Origin of the sequence: Rhodoplanes sp. P11 (assembly GCF_964266735.1) — a bacterium.
Taxonomy (GTDB): Bacteria; Pseudomonadota; Alphaproteobacteria; order Rhizobiales; family Xanthobacteraceae; genus Rhodoplanes; species Rhodoplanes serenus.
Genome location: NZ_CAXWGY010000001.1, coordinates 389,434 through 406,581, shown reverse-complemented (window position 1 = coordinate 406,581; position 17,148 = coordinate 389,434). Strand labels below are relative to the sequence as shown.

The window sequence follows — 17,148 nt, the reverse complement described above, 5'->3', positions numbered from 1 at the left end:
CTCGCCGCGCCGCCCCGTCGGAGTGTCCAAACGGTCTCTTAAGCGTTCTGAAAGCGCGCAGTCGCTAGGCTTCGATGCCGCCCCGTCGCGGCGGATCGCTCGCGACCGCGCCATGACCCCGATCGACGCCCTTCCGGCTGCCACCGGCCCGCGTGATCCGCGCCGGCTGATCGCCGTCGTCGGCCTCGCGCTCACCCTCGGCTATGCGGTGCTGATCGCCGGCGCCGTGCTGGCCGGCGACTGGCTTCTCGATCGCGACGGCGCCCCGATCGTCAACGACTTCGCCGCCACCTGGGCGGCCGGCCGCCTGGCCCTCGCCGGCACCCCGGCGCTCGCCTGGGACGCGGAGGCCGCCAAGCAGGTCGTGGTGACGGCGATCGGGCGCGACTTCCCCGACCACTATCCGCTGTTCTATCCGCCGCCGCTCCTGCTGGTCGCGACGCCGTTCGCGCTGCTGCCGCTGGTGCCGGCGATGCTCGCCTGGCTGGCCGTCACGGCGCCGCTCTATGTGCTGACGATCCGCGGCATTCTCGGCGGGGCGGCCGGCGTGCTGGTCGCCTGTGCGGTCCCGGCGGCGCTGTGGAACCTGACCGCGACTCAGAACGGCTTTCTCACCGCGGCGCTGTTCGGCAGCGCCCTCCTGGCGCTGCCGCGGCGGCCGCTGCTGGCCGGCTGCCTGTTCGGGCTTCTGACCTACAAGCCGCAATTCGGCCTGCTGATCCCGCTGGCGCTGGTGGCCGGCGGCCATTGGCGGACGATCGCGGCGGCGGCCGCCACGGCGGCGGCGCTCGCGGCGGTCTCGTGGCTCGCTTTCGGGACGGCGCCGTGGGCGGCCTTCCTGCACGGCCTGCCGGTCGCCCGCGAGACCTTCCTGACCCTCGGCCTCGGCAACTGGTGGAAGCTGCAAAGCGTCTTCGGCCTCGTCCGGGCGCTGGGCGGCAGCGAGACGCTGGCCGTCGTGCTGCACGGCGCGGTCGCCATGGCGGCCGCGGTCGGCGTCGTCGTCCTGTGGCGCAGCCGGGCGTCCTACGGGCTCAGGGCGGCGGCGCTCGTCACCGCGTCACTGCTCGCCACGCCCTATGTCTATATCTACGACCTGGTGCTGCTCGCCGTGCCGGTGGCGTTCCTGCTGCGGCTCGGGCTCGACGAGGGCGTCCTGCCCGACGAGCCGGCCGCGCTCCTCACCGCCGGCGCCTTCCTGCTCGCCTACCCGTTCTGCCCGGTGCAATTCGGGCTCGCGGCGACGCTGGTGGTCGCCCTGGTGATCGCCCGGCGCGCCCTCGTGGGCACCGACGTGGGTGCCGATATGGGCGCCGACGCGGCTCAGCCGCGCCGGGGCACTGCGGCGAGCGCCCGGGCGAGCGCCCGCGGGCTCACCGGCTTCTGGAGATAGCCGGTCATCCCGGCGGCGGCGGCCTGCGCCGCGTGGGTGCGGGTCGCCTGGCCCGACAGCCCGATCACCGGCACGCCGCCGGCCTCGCCCGGCAGGGCCCGGATGCGGCGGGTGGTCTCGAAGCCGTCGATGCCGCTCAGCACCACATCCATCAGCACGAGATCGTAGACGGCGCGGCCGAGCGCCTGCACGGCCGCGGGGCCCGAATCGACGAAATCGGTGGCGTGGCCGAGCTCGTGCAGCACCGTGCGCAGCACGATGCGGCCGTAAGGGTTGTCCTCGACGCACAGGATGCGCAGCGGCGCCGGGGTGTCGGGGCCGCCGTCGGCGGCGACCGGGGTCTCGGCCGGGCCGAGCGACGCGGCTGCCTCGCCATCGGGCGCCGCAGCGAGCCGTACCGTGAGATGGAAGGTGCTGCCGCGGCCGAGCGCGCTGGTCACCGTCACGTCGCCGCCCATGGCATTGGCGAGCCGCTTCACGTAGGCGAGGCCGAGTCCGGAGCCGCCGAAACGCTCGGCGATGCGGTCGCTCCCCTGAGCGAACGGCCGGAACAGGCGGCGGATCTCCGCCTTGGCGAGGCCGATGCCGCTGTCGGTGACGTCGATCGAGATGAGGTGGCCGTCGCCGGCCGCCGCGTCGCCGACCGTGAGACGGACGCCGCCGACGGTCGTGAACTTCACCGCATTATCGAGCAGGTTCTCGACCGCCGCCCGCAGCCGCACCTGATCGCCCATGACGGCCGGCAGATCGGCCGGGATATCGGCCGAGAAGCCGATCCCTTTCGCCTCGGCGCGGGCGGCCGCCGAGGCGGCCGCATCGGCGAGCATCCGGGCGAGATCGAAGGGCTCGTGCCGCAGGACAAGCCCGGTCTCGCCGGCGCGGGCGCCGTCGACGATCAGCGACGTGAGAGCGGTGAGGTGCTCGGCCGAGCTCTTGAGGGCGTCGACCCATTCGCGCTCGCGGGCGCCGAGCGGCGTCATCGCCAAAAGCTCGCTGATCGCCAGGATTCCGGTGAGGGGGGTGCGGATCTCGTGGGCGAGGGCGGCGAGCAGGCGTTCGAAAGCATGGGTGGAGGCGGGCCGTCGCCGCGGGGCCGCCGATCGCTTCGCCTGCCTGCCTCTGGTTCGGCCGCCGCCGGTCTTGGACACGCGCCCCGACACTCCTGGCCGGCGACCGGCCTCCGCCGGGCCGCCTTTGCGGCTCTACATATTCGGTCTATGCTCCGGATGAAACACCATATTCACGCACTTCGGCGGACTCCGGACGGACGCCGCTGTTTGGTCATGGTGGCGCCGCCGCGCCGTCACCAAGCGGCCGCCGGGTCGGCGAGACGCACCGGGCGATCTGCCAACCGGGCGACCCGACCATCGGGCGAAACGGTCATCACCGGCGGGAGGGGAGCCAGCGACACCGATGGGCAAGCCGCTCGAATTCGCCACCCTCCTGGGCCTCAATCCGTTGTTCTCCGGGCTCGATCCGGACGCCATCGCGGCGATCGCCCGGCTCTGCCAGATCCGCCGGCTGCCGGCCGGCCGCACCCTGTTCGTGAAGGGCGATCCGGGTGATGCGCTGTACGGCGTGCGACGCGGCCAGATCCGCATCGAGACCGGCACCGCGACCGGCGAGCGGATGACCATCGAGGTGTTCGGCGCCGGCGACCTGTTCGGCGAGATCGCGGTGCTCGACGGGCGTCCGCGCACCGCCGACGCCGTCGCTCAGGAGGACTGCGAGCTGTTCGTGCTGCCGCGCGCCGAGTTCATGGCCATGCTGGAGCGCGAGGGCCGGCTGGCGATCCGCATCATCGAGCTTCTGTGCGCCCGGCTGCGCTCCACCAACGAGCGCACCGAGGAGATGATGTTCCAGCCGCTGCCGGTGCGGCTCGCCCGCCGGCTGGAGGCGCTCGCGGCCGACTTCGGGTCCGATCTCCAGATCACCCAGGACGAGCTGGCCGGCCTCGTCGGCGTCACCCGCGAGAGCGTCAACCGGCAGCTTCAGGAGTGGCGGGCGAGCGGCATCGTCCGGCTCGGCCGCGGCCGCATCCAGGTCGATCTGGAGCGCCTTGCCGGACAAACCCGGAAGGCGTAACGTCAGGCGAAATTGTCTCGCCATTTCTGTTTCGAATTGCCTTCGTATCATTCGACCGATCTGAACGGTTCATCCTGACCGCCGCGCCTCCTCGCGGCGTCCGACATCGTGACGGAACGGGACATCCGCATGACACCTCCTGCAAGCACGAGGCAGGCCGCGGCGACGGGATCGCGTGGCCGGCTCGCGGTCGCGCGTCTGGTCGCGCTCGCCACGGCGGCGCTCGCCACGGTGGCGCTCACCACGGTGGCGCTCGTTTGGGCGCCGGCCGCGCGCGCCGCCGACAAGGCCCCGCCCGCCTCGGCCTCGACCGGCGTTCCGGTGATCGTCACCAAGGCCGAGACGGCCTGCTTCAGCAGCGCGGTCCGCGTCAACGGCCTGCTGCTGGCGCGCTCCGAGGCGATGGTGTTCCCCGAGGTCGACACCGGCTTCAAGGTCGCCCAGGTGCTGGCCCGCGAGGGTGACCGCGTCAGCGCCGGCCAGTCGCTCGCCCGGCTGACCCGCAGCGACGGCACCGCCGTGACGGTGCGGGCGCCGGTCAACGGGCTCGTGGTCAAGGCCAGCGCGACGCTCGGCGCGCCCGCCTCCGCCCGCGCCGCCGATCCCTTGTTCCGCATCGCGGTGGACGGCGAGATCGAGCTGATGGCCGAGGTGCCGAGCATCTATCTGCCCAAGCTGCAACCCGGCCAGACCGCCCGCGTCGAGCTGGAGGAGGGCCGCGACATTCCCGGCCGCGTCCGCCTGGTGCCGGTGGAGATCAACCCGGTCAGCCAGCTCGGCCAGGTGCGGGTGTCGATCGAGAACGAGCCGTCGCTGCGGGCCGGCACCTTCGCGCGCGCCACCATCGATGCGGCGCGCAGTTGCGGCGTCGCGGTGCCGCGCGCCGCTGTGCAGTTCCGCACCGAAGGCGCCACCGTGCAGGTGGTGCGCGACCGCACCGTCGAGACCCGCAAGGTGCAGGTCGGCCTCGTCTCCGACAGCGGTGCCGAGATCCGTGAGGGCGTGCAGGAAGGCGAGGTGGTGATCGCCAATGCGGGCGGCTCGCTGCGCCACGGCGAGAAGGTTCGCCCGATGGTGCGCGACGAAGCCACCGGACAGCTCGAGGAGCGCTGACGTGAACATCTCGGCCTGGTCGATCCGCAAGCCGCTGCCCTCGGTCGTCTTCTCGATCATCATCGTGCTGCTCGGCTGGTTCAGCTTCACCAAGCTGCCGATCACCCGCCTGCCCAGCGTCGACGTGCCGATCGTCTCGGTCGCCGTCGCCCAGTTCGGCGCCTCGCCGGCCGAGCTGGAGGCGCAGGTCACCAAGACGATCGAGGACGCCGTGGCGGCGATCGTCGGCGTCAACCACATCGATTCCAGCATCAGCGACGGCCTGTCCGTCACCACCATCACGTTCCTGCTCGACGCCGATCCCGACCGGGCGCTCAACGACGTCAAGGACGCCGTCACCCGGGTGCGATCGAGCCTGCCGAGCGGCATCACCGAGCCGCTGGTGCAGCGCCAGGAGGTGATCCCGTTCCCGATCATGACCTACGCGGCGATCGCGCCGGGCCGCACCCCCGAGCAGCTCTCGTGGTTCGTCGACGACGTGGTCAAGCGCAACCTCCAGGGCCTGCGCGGGGTCGCCAAGTTCGAGCGCATCGGCGGCGCCGACCGCGAGATCCTGGTGTCGCTCGATCCCGACCGGCTCCAGGCGGTGGGTCTCACCGCCGCCGGCATCAGCGAGCAGCTCCTCAAGAACAATGTCGACGTCGCCGGCGGCCGCGCCGAGATCGGTGGCCGCGACCAGTCGATCCGCACCATTGCGGGCGCCCCCACCCTGTCGGCGCTGGCCGGCACCACCTTCAGCCTGCTGGCCGGCGGCGAGGTGCGGCTCGACGACCTCGGTGTCGTCACCGACACGGTGGTGGAGCCGCGCACCTTCGCGCGCCTCAACGGCGACCCGGTGGTCGCCTTCGCGGTCTACCGGGCCAAGGGGGCGAGCGACGTGCGCGTCTCCGAGGCGGTCGAGCGCGAGATCGCCCGCATCAAGGGCGAGCATCCCGACGTCGACGTCCGGCTGATCGACTCCTCGGTCGACTTCACCCGCGCCAACTACGACAACGCCATGCAGACGCTGCTGGAAGGCGCGCTGCTGACCATCGTGGTGGTGTTCCTGTTCCTGCGCGATTGGCGGGCCACCACCATCGCGGCGATCGCGCTGCCGCTGTCCGTCTTCCCGGCCTTCTGGGTGATGGACATGCTGGGCTTCTCGCTCAACCTCGTCACGCTGCTCGCCATCACGCTGTCGACCGGCATTCTGGTCGACGACGCCATCGTCGAGATCGAGAACATCGAGCGCCACATCCAGATGGGCAAGTCGCCCTACGAGGCGTCGATCGAGGCGGCCGACGAGATCGGGCTGGCCGTCATCGCCATCAGCCTCGCCATCGTGGCGATGTTCCTGCCGGCGAGCTTCATGCCCGGCATCGCCGGGCAGTTCTTCAAGCAGTTCGGCGTCACCGTGTCGGTGCAGGTGCTGTTCTCGCTGCTGGTGGCGCGGCTGGTCACCCCGGTGCTCGCCGCCTACTTCCTCAAGCCGAAGGCTCATGTGGAGAAGCCGCCGGGCGCCATCATGCGGGCCTACACCCGGGTGCTCGAAGTCTCGGTCGGCTCGCGCTATCTCACCGTGCTGGTGGGGCTCGGGGTGTTCGCCGCCTCGATCTGGGGGCTGACCCTGCTGCCCTCCGGCTTCCTGCCGCAGCAGGACGTGGCGCGCTCGCTGCTCGCCGCCGAGCTGCCGCCGGGCACCCCGCTCGCCGAGACCGAGGCGGTGACCGGCCGCATGGTCGACATCATCCGCAAGCGGCCCGAGGTGCGCAGCGTGTTCGTCGACGGCGGCCGCATCCCGCCCAAGGTCACCGAGGTCAACACCGCGGCGCTGATCATCAACTACGTGCCCAAGAAGGAGCGCAAGGTCGCCCAGGCGCAGCTCGAGCGCGACATCGCTCGCGATCTCGCCGAGGTGCCCGACGTGCGCTTCTGGTTCCTCGACGAGAACGGCCAGCGGGTCATCTCGCGCATCGTCACCGGCCAGGACGGCAACACTGTCGCCAATGTGGCGGCCGAGCTCGCCAATCAGATGCGGCGGCTGTCGTCGATCTCCAACGTGGTGTCGACCGCCGCCCTCGATCGGCCGGAGCTGCGCATCGTGCCGCGCAAGGCGCTGGCGACGCGCCTCAACGTCAACACCGAGACGCTCGCCGCCACCATCCGGGTCGCCACCATCGGGGATGTCGGGCCGCGCCTCGCCAAGTTCAACGTCGGCGATCGGCTGGTGCCGATCCGGGTGATGATCGAGGACACCGGGCGGGCCGACCGCCAGGTGCTGGAGCAGCTCCGGGTGCCGACGCTGCGCGGCACCACCGTGCCGCTGCTCGCCATCGCCGACATCCAGCTCGCCCAGGGACCGGCGGTGATCTCCCGCCACGACCGCGAGCGCCAGGTGCGCATCGAGGCCGATCTCGTCGGCCACACGCCGCAGAGCCAGGCCGAGAAGGAGATCGACGCGCTGCCGGTCATCTCGCATCTGCCCAAGGGGGTGCGGCTGCAACCATCGGCCGACTCCGAGGCCAAGAAGGAGCTGCTGGAGGGCTTCCCGCCCGTGATGGCCAAGGGCATGGTGACGGTCTATGCGGTGCTGGTGCTGCTGTTCCACAGCTTCCTGCAACCGATCACCATCCTGTTCTCGCTGCCGCTGTCGATCGGCGGCGCCGTGATCGCGCTGCTCATCACCGGCAACCAGCTCGACCTGCCGGTGTCGATCGGCCTCCTGATGCTGATGGGCATCGTCACCAAGAACGCCATCATGCTGGTCGACTTCGCCATCGAGTCGATGGCGCGCGGCATGGACCGCAACGCCGCCATCATCGACGCCGGGCAGAAGCGGGCGCGGCCGATCATCATGACCACCATCGCCATGGTGGCCGGCATGGTGCCGGCCGCGCTGGCGCTGGGGGCGGGCGGCGAGTTCCGCTCGCCGATGGCGACCGCGGTGATCGGCGGCCTGATCGTCTCGACGCTGTTGTCGCTGCTGTTCGTGCCGGCGGTGTTCACGGTCATGGACGATGTCGGTCGCGGCTTCGGCCGGCTGTTCGGCGGCCTGGTCACCGGGCACGGCAGCCATGCCGGCCACGACGGGCCGGGCGAGCCGCCGCCCGGCGGCGGCCATGGGGCACCGGAGAGGACGCCCGAGCGGGCCCCGGAGCGGACCGCCGAACGGGCGCCCGAGCGGGTTCCGGAGCGGGTGGCCGAGCGCACCGCGGACCGCGGCCGCGAGGCGGCGCCGGCCGCCGCTGCACCGCCCGACAAGCCGGAGCCCAAGCGGGCGCCGAGCCGCGGCCTGTTCGGCTGGAGCCGGTAGGTCGGCCGTCTCCCGCCGGCCGCGGAGTATGGTATGTCTGCGACGACGGGGCCGCGGGCGGCGACCTCAAGGCAGGCGAGCGCATGCGGGTTCTGATCGTCGAGGACAACGAGGAGCTGGCGCGGCTGGTGGTGGGCGGGCTCGGCAAGGCCGGCCACGCCGCCGACCACGCCGCCACGGCGGCCGAGGCGCGGCACATCCTGGCGGTGGAGACCTACGACGCGGTGGTGCTCGACCTCGGCCTGCCGGATGCCGACGGGCTCGCCATCGTGCGCGAGATGCGGGCCCGGCAGGACCCCACCGCCATCCTGGTGCTCACCGCGCGGGCCGGTGTCGACGATCGCGTCGAGGGCCTGCGCAGCGGCGCCGACGACTATCTGGTCAAGCCCTTCGCCTTCGAGGAGCTGGTCGCCCGCATCGAGGCGCTGTCGCGGCGGCCGCGCGCCATGCACGGGCTGGTGCTCCGCCTCGCCAATCTGAGCCTCGACACCACCGGGCGGCAGGCGTTCATCGACGACGAGCCGCACATCCTCTCGGCGCGCGAGCTGGCCGTGCTGGAGATCCTGCTGCGGCGCAAGGGCCGCGTGGTGCCCAAGAAGCTGGTCGAGGACCAGCTCTTCGGCGCCTCCGGGGATCTCTCCTCCAATGCCGTCGAGGTGTATGTCCATCGGCTGCGCCGGCAGCTCGCCGAGCGCAACGCCCACGTCACCATCCACACCGTGCGCGGCGTCGGCTACATGATCGCCGAGGCGAAGGCGTGACACGGCCGCGCTCGATCGTCAGCCGCATCCTGTGGATGCACACGGTGGCGGTTGGCACCATCGCGGTCCTGGTGCCGCTGTCGCTCTATTTCATGCTGGTGGCCGAGACGGCCAGCCTGCACCGCGCCTCGATGCGTGAGCAGGCCGACCGGATCGCCGAGCATCTGTGGCTCGGCGAGAACGACCGCTGGCAGCTCGATCTGCCGGAGGCGTTGCAGGATCTCTACTCGGACGCCTACGACCGCTACGTCTACGCCATCGTCGACGTCTCCGGCACGGTGCTGTTCGGCTCCCACAACGCCGGCCAGCCGATCTTTCCGGATGCGCCGCGCGAGCCGGAGCCGGCCTTCCTCCAGGTGCAGCGCGCCTACAGCACCATCTCGGGCACCCGCGTGCCGAAGACCCAGGACGGCCGCACCGTGTGGATCGAGGTGGCCGAGAACCTGTCGCACCGCGACGTGCTGATCGACGACATCGTCTCCAACTTCATCCCGCGGGTGGCCTGGGTGGCGCTGCCCATCCTGCTGCTGCTCCTGGTGATCGAGACCCATGTGGTGCGCCGGATGTTCCGCCCGGTGCGGGCGGCGTCGCAGCGCGCCCGCGAGATCGGCCCGCGCCGCACCGACGTGCGCCTGTCGCTCGACGACGTGCCGAGCGAGATCGCTCCGCTGGTGGTCGCCGTCAACGAGGCGCTCGACCGGCTGGAGCAGGGCTTTCGCGTCCAGCGCGAGTTCACCGCGGATGCGGCGCACGAGCTGCGCACCCCCATCACCATCCTGCGCACCCGCCTCGACACGCTCGCCGATGCCGCGGTGGCCGAGCCGCTGCGCCGTGATCTCGAAAGCATGACGCGGGTCGTCACCCAGCTCCTGGAGATGGCCGAGGTCGAGAACATGTCGCCCGAGGCGGGCGAGCGGGCGGATCTGCGGGCGGTCGCCGAGGAGGTGATCTCCTTCCTGGTGCCGCTGGCGATCGCCCAAGATCGCAGCATCGCGCTCGCCGGCACCGAGCGGCCGGTCTGGGTGTCCGGCCGCGGCGAGGTGATCGCCCGGGCGCTGCGCAATCTCGTCGAGAACGCCATCCGTCACACGCCGCCCGGAACCGTGGTGGAGGTGACGGTGGAGCCCGACGGCACCCTGCACATCGCCGACGAGGGACCGGGCATCGACGAGGCGGATCGCGATCTCCTGTTCCGCCGCTTCTGGCGGCGCGACCGCAAGCGCGTCGGCGGCGCCGGCCTCGGCCTGTCGATCGTCAAGCGCATCATGGATCTGTGCGGCGGCAGCGTGGCGGTCGGCAATCGCCCGAGCGGCGGCGCCTGCTTCACGCTGCGCTTCCGCCTCGCCGGACGGACGATGCCGGCCGGCGGCGAGGCCGCCGTCAGCTTCGCGTAAGCCCGCCGTAAGGCGAGAGTCAGCCCATCGCGCTAGACTTTCGATCGTGGTCGGCGGCTCCGCCGCATGGGCCATGCCCTCCGAACGGCACGCCGGCCGCCTCGCTCGGCCGTCCCCCGTCCGCAACCTCCGCGGAGACTCCCCGATGAAAGCGCTCGTGCTCTACACCCTGTTCGTCGCCATCGGCGGCGTCGCCGCGGCCCTGGTCGGCCTCTATGTCGAGCGGGAGTTCTCGGAAGCGGCCGGCCTGGTGGTGTTCCTGGGGTTCTTCTTCGCCAACTTCGTCACGTCCTGGATCGCCGTGATCCTGGTGATCGACGGCTCGCTGCGCAACGGCCTCGGCCGGGCCGAGCAGACCACGCTCGAGCGCCAGGCCCGCACCGCCTGACCGGCTTGCCGATCTTCTGTCCGACGCCGCACGCCCCCTGACGTCGCTCGGCCCGGCGACGGCGCCGCCTCCTCCCGGCGGCGCCGTCGTCACGGCGTCCGCCATCCCGTCACGTCGAAAGCCGGCACCGGCCGCTGGAAGCCCTTGAGCTCCAGCGGATCGATCGGCGTCGCCACGCAGCCCGCCTCGACGGCGGCGTGGGCTCGCTGGCTGATCAGCACCTGGCCCGGGCGTGCGGCGGCGCACAGCCGGTGGGCCAGGCTGACCACGCTGCCGATCGCGGTGTACTCGCGCCGCCCCTCGAAGCCGATCTCGCCCAGCGTGGCGTAGCCGAGCGCCACCGCAGCCCCGAAGCCGATCTCGTGGCCACGCTTGCGCCAGGCGTCGCCGAGCCGGCTCATGGCGTCGCGCATCTCCAGCGCCAGGCGAACGCCGCGCTCGGCATGGTCGGGGCAGGGCAGCGGATCGTTGAAGATCACCATGACGCCGTCGCCGGCGAACCGCTCCAGCGTGCCGTCACGGCGGAAGATCAGCTCGCCCACCGCCCGGTGATACTCGCCCAGCACCGCCATCACGTCCTCGGGCTCCGAGGTCTCGGTCAGCGCCGTGAAGCCGCGCAGGTCGCAGCATACCACGGTGATCTCACGCCGATGGCTGTCGAGCAACGCGCCGCCATCCCGCTGCGACACCAGCGCGGCGATCTGCGGCGGCAGGAAACGGCGCAGCCGGCCGATGCGCTCGATCTCGGCCACCTGGGCGGCGACGCGCTCCTCCAGCGAGCGGTTGGCGGCGGCCAACGCCTCGGCCTGCTCGGCGAGCCGCGCCGCCTGCTCCTGCGCCAGATCGTGAAGCGCCTTGATGCGCAGCAGCGAGCGCACCCGCGCCACGAGGGCGGCCTGATCGAACGGCTTGGTGAGATAGTCGTCGGCGCCCGCGTCCAGCCCGGCCACCACGTCGCGGCTATCGGCCTTGGCGGTGACCAGGATCACCGGCACGAAGCGCAACGCCGCGTCCGCCTTCAGCTCGGCCAGCACCGCGAGGCCGTCGAGCTTCGGCATCATCACGTCGAGCAGCACGAGGTCTGGCATCTCGGCGCGGGCGCGCGCCAGCCCCTCGGCGCCGTCGGCCGCGGTGACGACCGCGTAGCCGCGCGCCGCGAGGCGGGTGCGCAGGATCTCCAGATTCTCCGGCGCGTCGTCGACGGCGAGGATCTTTGGTGGATCGTGCATGTCGGTCCCGGTCTTCACCTCGCCCTGCATGCGGGGTGAGGGATCACCGCGGCCGGGTCAGGGCGTCGCATGTCGGCGTCTCTCGTGATCTGGTTCCGGCGTCTGGCCCAGCAGCTCGCGCACCTTGGCGAGAAGCTGGCGCGGGCTGAACGGCTTGGCCACATAGGCGTCGCAGCCGGCGGCGCGCGCCTTCGCCTCGTCGCCGGAGAGCGCGTAGGACGTCACCGCCACGATCGGGGTGCGGGCGAGGGCCGGCACAGCGCGGATGCGCCGGGCCGCCTCGTAGCCGTCGATCACCGGGAGCTGCATGTCCATCAGGATCAGGTCGGGCGTCTCGGCCAGCGCCAGCGCGACGCCGCGCTCGCCGTCGCCGGCCTCGATCAGCGTGAACCCCGCATGGGTGAGGAGATCGCGCAGGATGCGGCGATTGTCCTCGGTGTCCTCGATCACCAGGATGCGGGCCGTCATGGCGTCGCTCCGGCATGGGCGGCGGCGTCCGCCTCCTGACCGGAGCCGGCTGTCGCCGGCGCGGCCGCGTGCACCGGCAGCACCACCGTGAAGATCGAGCCGGCGCCCAGCTCGGACGACAGCCGGATGTCGCCGCCGTGCAGGGCGACCAGCCGCCGCGCGATGGCGAGGCCGAGGCCGGTGCCGCCCTTCTGCCGGGTGGTCGAGTTGTCCACCTGATGGAACTCCTCGAAGACGCGGGCGCGATCCTCCGGCGCGATGCCGGGGCCGGTGTCCTGCACGGTGACCACGAAGGTTCCGTCGACGGCGCCGGCGCGGATCACGACCGCACCCTGCTCGGTGAACTTGATGGCGTTGCCGACGATGTTGAGGAACACCTGCGTCAAGCGCCGCTCGTCGCCGTGCCCGAGCGGCAGATCGTCGGCAATCTCCGCCGTCAGCGCAAGGCCCTTGGCCCGCGCCAGCGACTCGGTCGACGCCACCACCTGCTCGATCACTGCGCGCAGCGCGTAGGTGTCGCAGGCGAGCACGAGCTGGCCGGCCTCGATCTTCGACAGGTCCAGCACGTCGTTGATGAGGCCGAGCAGATGGCGGCCGTTCGCCTGCACGCGCTCCAGCACCTCGACGGCCTTGGGCGGCAGCTCGCCGTAGAGCCCGTCGGCGAGCAGCTCGGCGTAGCCGAGCACGGCGTTGAGCGGCGTGCGCAGCTCGTGGCTCATATTGGCGAAGAACTGCGACTTGTGCTCGTTGGCGATCGACAGCTCGCGGCCGCGCTCCTCCAGCGCCCGCATCGAGCGGGCGAGGTCGCGGGTGCGCTCCTCCACGGTCTGCTCCAGGCTTGTGTAGGAGCGGTCGAGCTGCTCGGCCATGCGATTGAAGGAGCCGGCGAGCGCCTCGATCTCGTCGCCGGTCTTCACCGTGATGCGATGGTCGAAGGCGCCGGCCCCGATCTCCTCGGCGCCGGCCGCGAGCGCCCGGATCGGCACCACCATGCGGCGAGCGAGCAGCACGCCGGCCAGCACGGCGACCGCGATGCACAGCAGGATCAGGCCGCCGATGCGCAGGATCAGCACGTAGAACGGCTTGAACGCCTCGGACAGCGGCTGCTCGACCAGCACCAGCCAGTCGGTGCGCGGGATCGGCATCGCGGCGGCGAGCACCGAGCGGCCGGCGAGATCGCGCCCGAAGGCCGCGACGGCGCTGCGATCGGTGGCCGGCCGGTCGGCCATCTCGGCGGCGGCGGTCTCCACCTGCGGCAGCCCGCCGAGCTCGCTGCCGCGCGGCGTCCTGAGCTGATCGGAAGCGGCGAGCAGCCGTCCCCGGCGGTCCAGCACATAGGCGTAGCCCTGCTCACCGACCGCGAAGGGCGCCACCAGGTCGCGCAGGAACCGCAGGTCGATCTCGGCGACGGTGACGCCGGCCTGCTGGCCCGAATGGGCCATTGCGATCGTGAAAGACGGGTCGACCTCGTTGCGGAAGCCGACCGGCCCGACCCACAGGCGGCGCGCGATCGCCTCGACGAAGCGCGGGTCACGGGCGTAATCGGCGTCGCCGGTCGCCTCGACGGCGAAACGGGAGACGCGCAGCAGCGCCTTGCCGCGGCCGTCGATCTGCATCAGCTCGTCGATCGCCGGCACCTGCTGCAAGAGCAGCATGTAGTCGCTGCGGCGCTGCTCCGGGCTGGCGCTCGCCCGCGTCGTCCAGGCGATCTGGCGCTCGATCTCGGCGATCTCACCGGCGATGCGGGCGGCCGCCGCCTCGGCCTTCTCGCTCTCCAGCTTGATCACCGCGGCGGTGGTCTCGCGATAGGTGAACGCCAGCTCGAGCGCGCCGTTGACCGCCAGCACGAACACCGCGAAGCCGACGAAGGTGCCGACATACTTGCCGAACAGGCCGCCGCGCCGGCGCGTCCTCATGCTGACGTCCCTGGTTGCCGGATATCGGTCGCCTCACCAGGGAGGGAGTATAGCGGCAGTCGGCCGCGCGCACACCGGGCGGAGCGGAACGGGCCGGGGCGGCGGGTCTCAGCGTGGCTCCCAGATCCACGGCCGGGCCTGGCGGTCCCGCGCCTGGAACGCCTCGATGGCGGCACGATGCCGCCAGGTGAGGTCGATGGCGTCGAGCCCGGCGATGAGGCAGTCACGCTCGCCCGCATCCATCTCGAAGCGCAGCCGGCGGTGGGCGAGGCCGGTGATCTCGCAGCGCTCCAGGTCCACCACGAGGTGGAGGGGGGCCGCCTCGGCGGCCGCCGCCAGCGCCTGCACGTCGGCCTCCGGCAACTCCACCGGCAGGAGCGCGTTGCGGATGCAGTTGGTGCGGAAGATCGCCCCGAAGGAGGGCGCCACGATACAGCGGATGCCGAACTGGTGGAGCGCCCACACCGCCATCTCGCGCGACGAGCCGCAGCCGAAATTGTCGCCGGCGATCAGGATGCGGGCATGCCGGAACGGCGCGCGGTTGAGCACGAAATCCGGGTTCTCGCGCCGCGTCCCATCGAGATAGCGCCAGGGCGCGAACAGCTTGTCGCCGAAGCCGGTACGATCCGGCGAGGTGATCTCGCGCGACGGGATGATGATGTCGGTGTCGATGTCGGGGCGCATGAGCGGGGCGGCGATCCCCTCGATCCGGTTCAGCGGCTCCATGGCTCAGCTCCTCGGCGTGTGTCGCACGTCGGCGATGCGGCCGGCGACCGCCGAGGCGGCGACCGTGGCGGGGCTGGCCAGATGGGTGCGTACGCCCGGCCCCTGGCGGCCCTCGAAGTTGCGGTTGGTAGTGCTGATCACCCGGCGGGCGCCGCCGAAGTCGTCCGCCCCGCTGAAGAAGCACAGCGAGCAGCCGCTCTTGCGCCACTCGAAGCCGGCCGCCGTGAAGACATGGTCGAGCCCCTCGGCCTCGGCGGCGGCGCGCACCGCCGTCGAGCCTGGGACGACGATTGCCCGCACGCCCTCGGCGACCCGCCGGCCGCGCAGCACGGCGGCGGCTTCGCGCAGGTCGGGCAGGCGGCTGTTGGTGCAGGAGCCGATGAAGGCCGCCTCGATCGGCGTGCCGGCGAGCGGCGTGCCAGGGCGCAGATCCATGTAGGCGAGGGCGCGCTCCATGGCGGCGCGGCGCTGGCCGTCGGGCGCGGCGGCCGGGTCGGGCACCGGCTGGTCGATCGCCACCGTCTGGCCGGGATTGGTGCCCCAGGTGACCTGCGGGGCGAGCGCTCCGGCATCGAGGCTCAGCATCTCGCACCAGTCGGCATCGGGATCGGAGACGAGGCTGCGCCAATGCGCCACCGCCCGGTCCCACAGGGTCCCGCCGGGAGCGAACGGCCGCCCGGCGATCCATTCGATGGTGGTGTCGTCGGGCGCGACGAGCCCGGTCCAGGCGCCGAACTCGACCGCCATGTTGCACAGGGTCAGCCGCGCCTCGACCGGCATCGCCTGCACCGCCTCGCCGGCGAACTCGATGGCGCAGCCCTGGCCGCCATTGACCCCGAAGCGGGCGATCAGCGCCAGCACCAGGTCCTTGGCGCTGACCCCGGCGGACAGCCGGCCGTCGAAGCGGACCTGCATGCGGCGCGGCCACGGCCGCACCAGCGTCTGGGTCGCCACCGCGTGCTCGCCCTCGGTCGAGCCGATGCCCCAGGCCAGCGCCCCGATGCCGCCGAGCGTGCAGGTGTGGCTGTCGGGGCAGACCACGGTGCTGCCCGGCAGCACGATGCCCTGCTCGGGCGACACCACATGGACGATGCCCTGGCGCGGGTCGCCGAGGTCGAACACCCGGATGCCCGCCGCCGCGGTGCGCTGGCGGAAGCTGTCGATGAAGACGCTGCCGCTCGGCGCCCGCGGGTCCTCGCTGCGGGTCGGCCGGGTGTCGACGGTGTGGTCCATCATCCCGAACACCAGCTCGGGATGGGCGGGCTCGCGGCCGGCCGCCGCCAGCCCGGCGAGGAGTGCCGGGCCGGTGCGCTCGTGCAGCAAGATGCGGTCGATATGCAGGAGGGTGCGCTCGCCGCCGAGCTCGGTCACCACATGGGCGTCCCAGATGCGGTCGATGACCGTGCGGCCGTGTGGCGTCATCGTCATGGTCGTGTCACCGCGCTCCGGCCGGGACCTCGTCCCGGCGCAGCCCGGCGAGATGCCGCTGCTCCAGCGCGAACACCTCGTCGAAGCCGGCCAGATGCTTCAGATCGGCGAACGGTGCCACCAGGCCGGCATTGCCGGCGATCCCGCCATGCGTCCGCACGGCGGCGAGGGCCTGCCGCATGCCGTGGATGGCGCCCAGGATGGTGGTGAGCGGCAGGCTGACGCGGGCGACGCCGATCGCCTGCATGGCGGCGAAGTCGAAGTCGGCCGGCGAGCGGCCGCCTTCGACCAGATTGATGGCGACCGGGCCGCGGATGGCGCGCACCGCCTGCTCGGTCAGCGCCCGCGAGGTCATGCCGTCGATGAACACCATGGTGGCACCAGCGTCGAGATAGGCGTTACAGCGGCGGATCACCTCGTCGATGCCGGCGACTGCCAGGGCGTCGGTGCGGGCGTTGATGACGAAGTCGGGATCGGTGCGGGCCTCGGCGCAGGCGCGGATCTTCGCCACCGCCTCGTCGAGCGGCACGATGGTCTTGCCGTCCAGATGGCCGCAGCGCTTCGGCATCACCTGGTCCTCGATATTGATGCCGGCAGCGCCGATCCGCTCGAAGGCACGTACCGTGTACCAGGCATTGACGGCGTTGCCGAAGCCGGTGTCGCCGTCCGCCATCACCGGCAGCTCGACGGCGTCGACGATGCGGCGGGTGACGTCCAGCATGTCGGAGAACGACAGGAAGCTGTAGTCGGGCAGGCCCAGATAGGTCGCCGACATGGCGAAGCCCGAGCACTGGATGGCGGGGAATCCCGCCTCCTGCACCAGCCGCGCCGACAGCGGATCGAAGGCGCCGGGCATCACCAGGATCTCGGGGGCGAAGATCAGCTCCTTGAGCCGGGTGGTCTTGCGCATGGCGGTTCGTCCTCGTGTCATACTGTTTTTCGGGTGATCAGTTCG

General features: G+C 71.9%; 14 protein-coding genes. 7 read left to right on the top strand and 7 right to left on the bottom strand.

The features are described from left to right. The first annotated feature begins 112 nt into the window (after positions 1-112). Entirely contained in the window at positions 113-1,393 is a 1,281-nt protein-coding gene (locus ACFQUV_RS01905; RefSeq protein ID WP_129609300.1) for a glycosyltransferase family 87 protein, read from the top strand. Here ACFQUV_RS01905 and ACFQUV_RS01900 read toward each other — a convergent pair. Continuing rightward, complete coding sequence (locus tag ACFQUV_RS01900) at positions 1,324-2,541, bottom strand: ATP-binding protein (protein WP_207211481.1); 1,218 nt, start codon at positions 2,539-2,541, stop codon at positions 1,324-1,326. The genes ACFQUV_RS01905 and ACFQUV_RS01900 overlap by 70 nt on opposite strands. Positions 2,542-2,806: 265 nt before the next feature. Here ACFQUV_RS01900 and ACFQUV_RS01895 point away from each other — a divergent pair, with 265 nt between their 5' ends. From ACFQUV_RS01895 to ACFQUV_RS01870, 6 genes are all read left to right on the top strand, one after another. Further along, the gene (locus ACFQUV_RS01895) at positions 2,807-3,478 is read left to right on the top strand and encodes a Crp/Fnr family transcriptional regulator (protein WP_111384679.1); all 672 of its coding nucleotides are present in this window, start codon (positions 2,807-2,809) and stop codon (positions 3,476-3,478) included. Between the two features lie 129 nt (positions 3,479-3,607). Next, the gene (locus ACFQUV_RS01890) at positions 3,608-4,591 is read left to right on the top strand and encodes an efflux RND transporter periplasmic adaptor subunit (RefSeq protein ID WP_129609302.1); all 984 of its coding nucleotides are present in this window, start codon (positions 3,608-3,610) and stop codon (positions 4,589-4,591) included. Position 4,592: 1 nt separating this feature from the next. Next, complete coding sequence (locus tag ACFQUV_RS01885; RefSeq protein ID WP_244601594.1) at positions 4,593-7,883, top strand: efflux RND transporter permease subunit; 3,291 nt, start codon at positions 4,593-4,595, stop codon at positions 7,881-7,883. An 83-nt stretch (positions 7,884-7,966) separates the two neighbouring features. Next, positions 7,967-8,644: a response regulator transcription factor gene (locus tag ACFQUV_RS01880; RefSeq protein ID WP_129609304.1), complete on the top strand. Its 678-nt coding sequence runs from the start codon at positions 7,967-7,969 to the stop codon at positions 8,642-8,644. Beyond that, a complete protein-coding gene (locus tag ACFQUV_RS01875; RefSeq protein ID WP_165363911.1) occupies positions 8,641-10,038 on the top strand; it encodes an ATP-binding protein in 1,398 nt (465 codons plus the stop codon). The genes ACFQUV_RS01880 and ACFQUV_RS01875 overlap by 4 nt, the downstream gene beginning before the upstream one ends. 145 nt (positions 10,039-10,183) lie before the next feature. Then, positions 10,184-10,426, top strand: coding sequence for a hypothetical protein (locus ACFQUV_RS01870; protein WP_129609305.1), 243 nt, complete (start codon positions 10,184-10,186; stop codon positions 10,424-10,426). Between the two features lie 89 nt (positions 10,427-10,515). Here the strand turns inward: ACFQUV_RS01870 and ACFQUV_RS01865 are convergent, their stop codons facing one another. The 6 genes from ACFQUV_RS01865 to ACFQUV_RS01840 all read right to left on the bottom strand — a co-directional run bounded on the left by ACFQUV_RS01865 (position 10,516) and on the right by ACFQUV_RS01840 (position 17,103). Further along, complete coding sequence (locus ACFQUV_RS01865; RefSeq protein WP_129609306.1) at positions 10,516-11,655, bottom strand: adenylate/guanylate cyclase domain-containing protein; 1,140 nt, start codon at positions 11,653-11,655, stop codon at positions 10,516-10,518. A gap of 57 nt (positions 11,656-11,712) precedes the next feature. Continuing rightward, complete coding sequence (locus ACFQUV_RS01860; protein ID WP_129609307.1) at positions 11,713-12,123, bottom strand: response regulator; 411 nt, start codon at positions 12,121-12,123, stop codon at positions 11,713-11,715. Further along, entirely contained in the window at positions 12,120-14,039 is a 1,920-nt protein-coding gene (locus tag ACFQUV_RS01855; RefSeq protein ID WP_129609308.1) for a hybrid sensor histidine kinase/response regulator, read from the bottom strand. Before ACFQUV_RS01855 ends, ACFQUV_RS01860 begins: the two co-directional genes overlap by 4 nt. Positions 14,040-14,147: 108 nt before the next feature. After that, positions 14,148-14,765, bottom strand: coding sequence for a 3-isopropylmalate dehydratase small subunit (leuD, locus tag ACFQUV_RS01850; protein WP_129609309.1), 618 nt, complete (start codon positions 14,763-14,765; stop codon positions 14,148-14,150). A gap of 3 nt (positions 14,766-14,768) precedes the next feature. After that, a complete protein-coding gene (gene leuC, locus ACFQUV_RS01845; protein WP_129609331.1) occupies positions 14,769-16,187 on the bottom strand; it encodes a 3-isopropylmalate dehydratase large subunit in 1,419 nt (472 codons plus the stop codon). 13 nt (positions 16,188-16,200) lie between these two features. Then, on the bottom strand, positions 16,201-17,103 hold the full coding sequence (locus ACFQUV_RS01840) for an oxaloacetate decarboxylase (protein ID WP_129609310.1): 903 nt from the start codon (positions 17,101-17,103) through the stop codon (positions 16,201-16,203). Between the last annotated feature and the right edge of the window lie 45 nt (positions 17,104-17,148).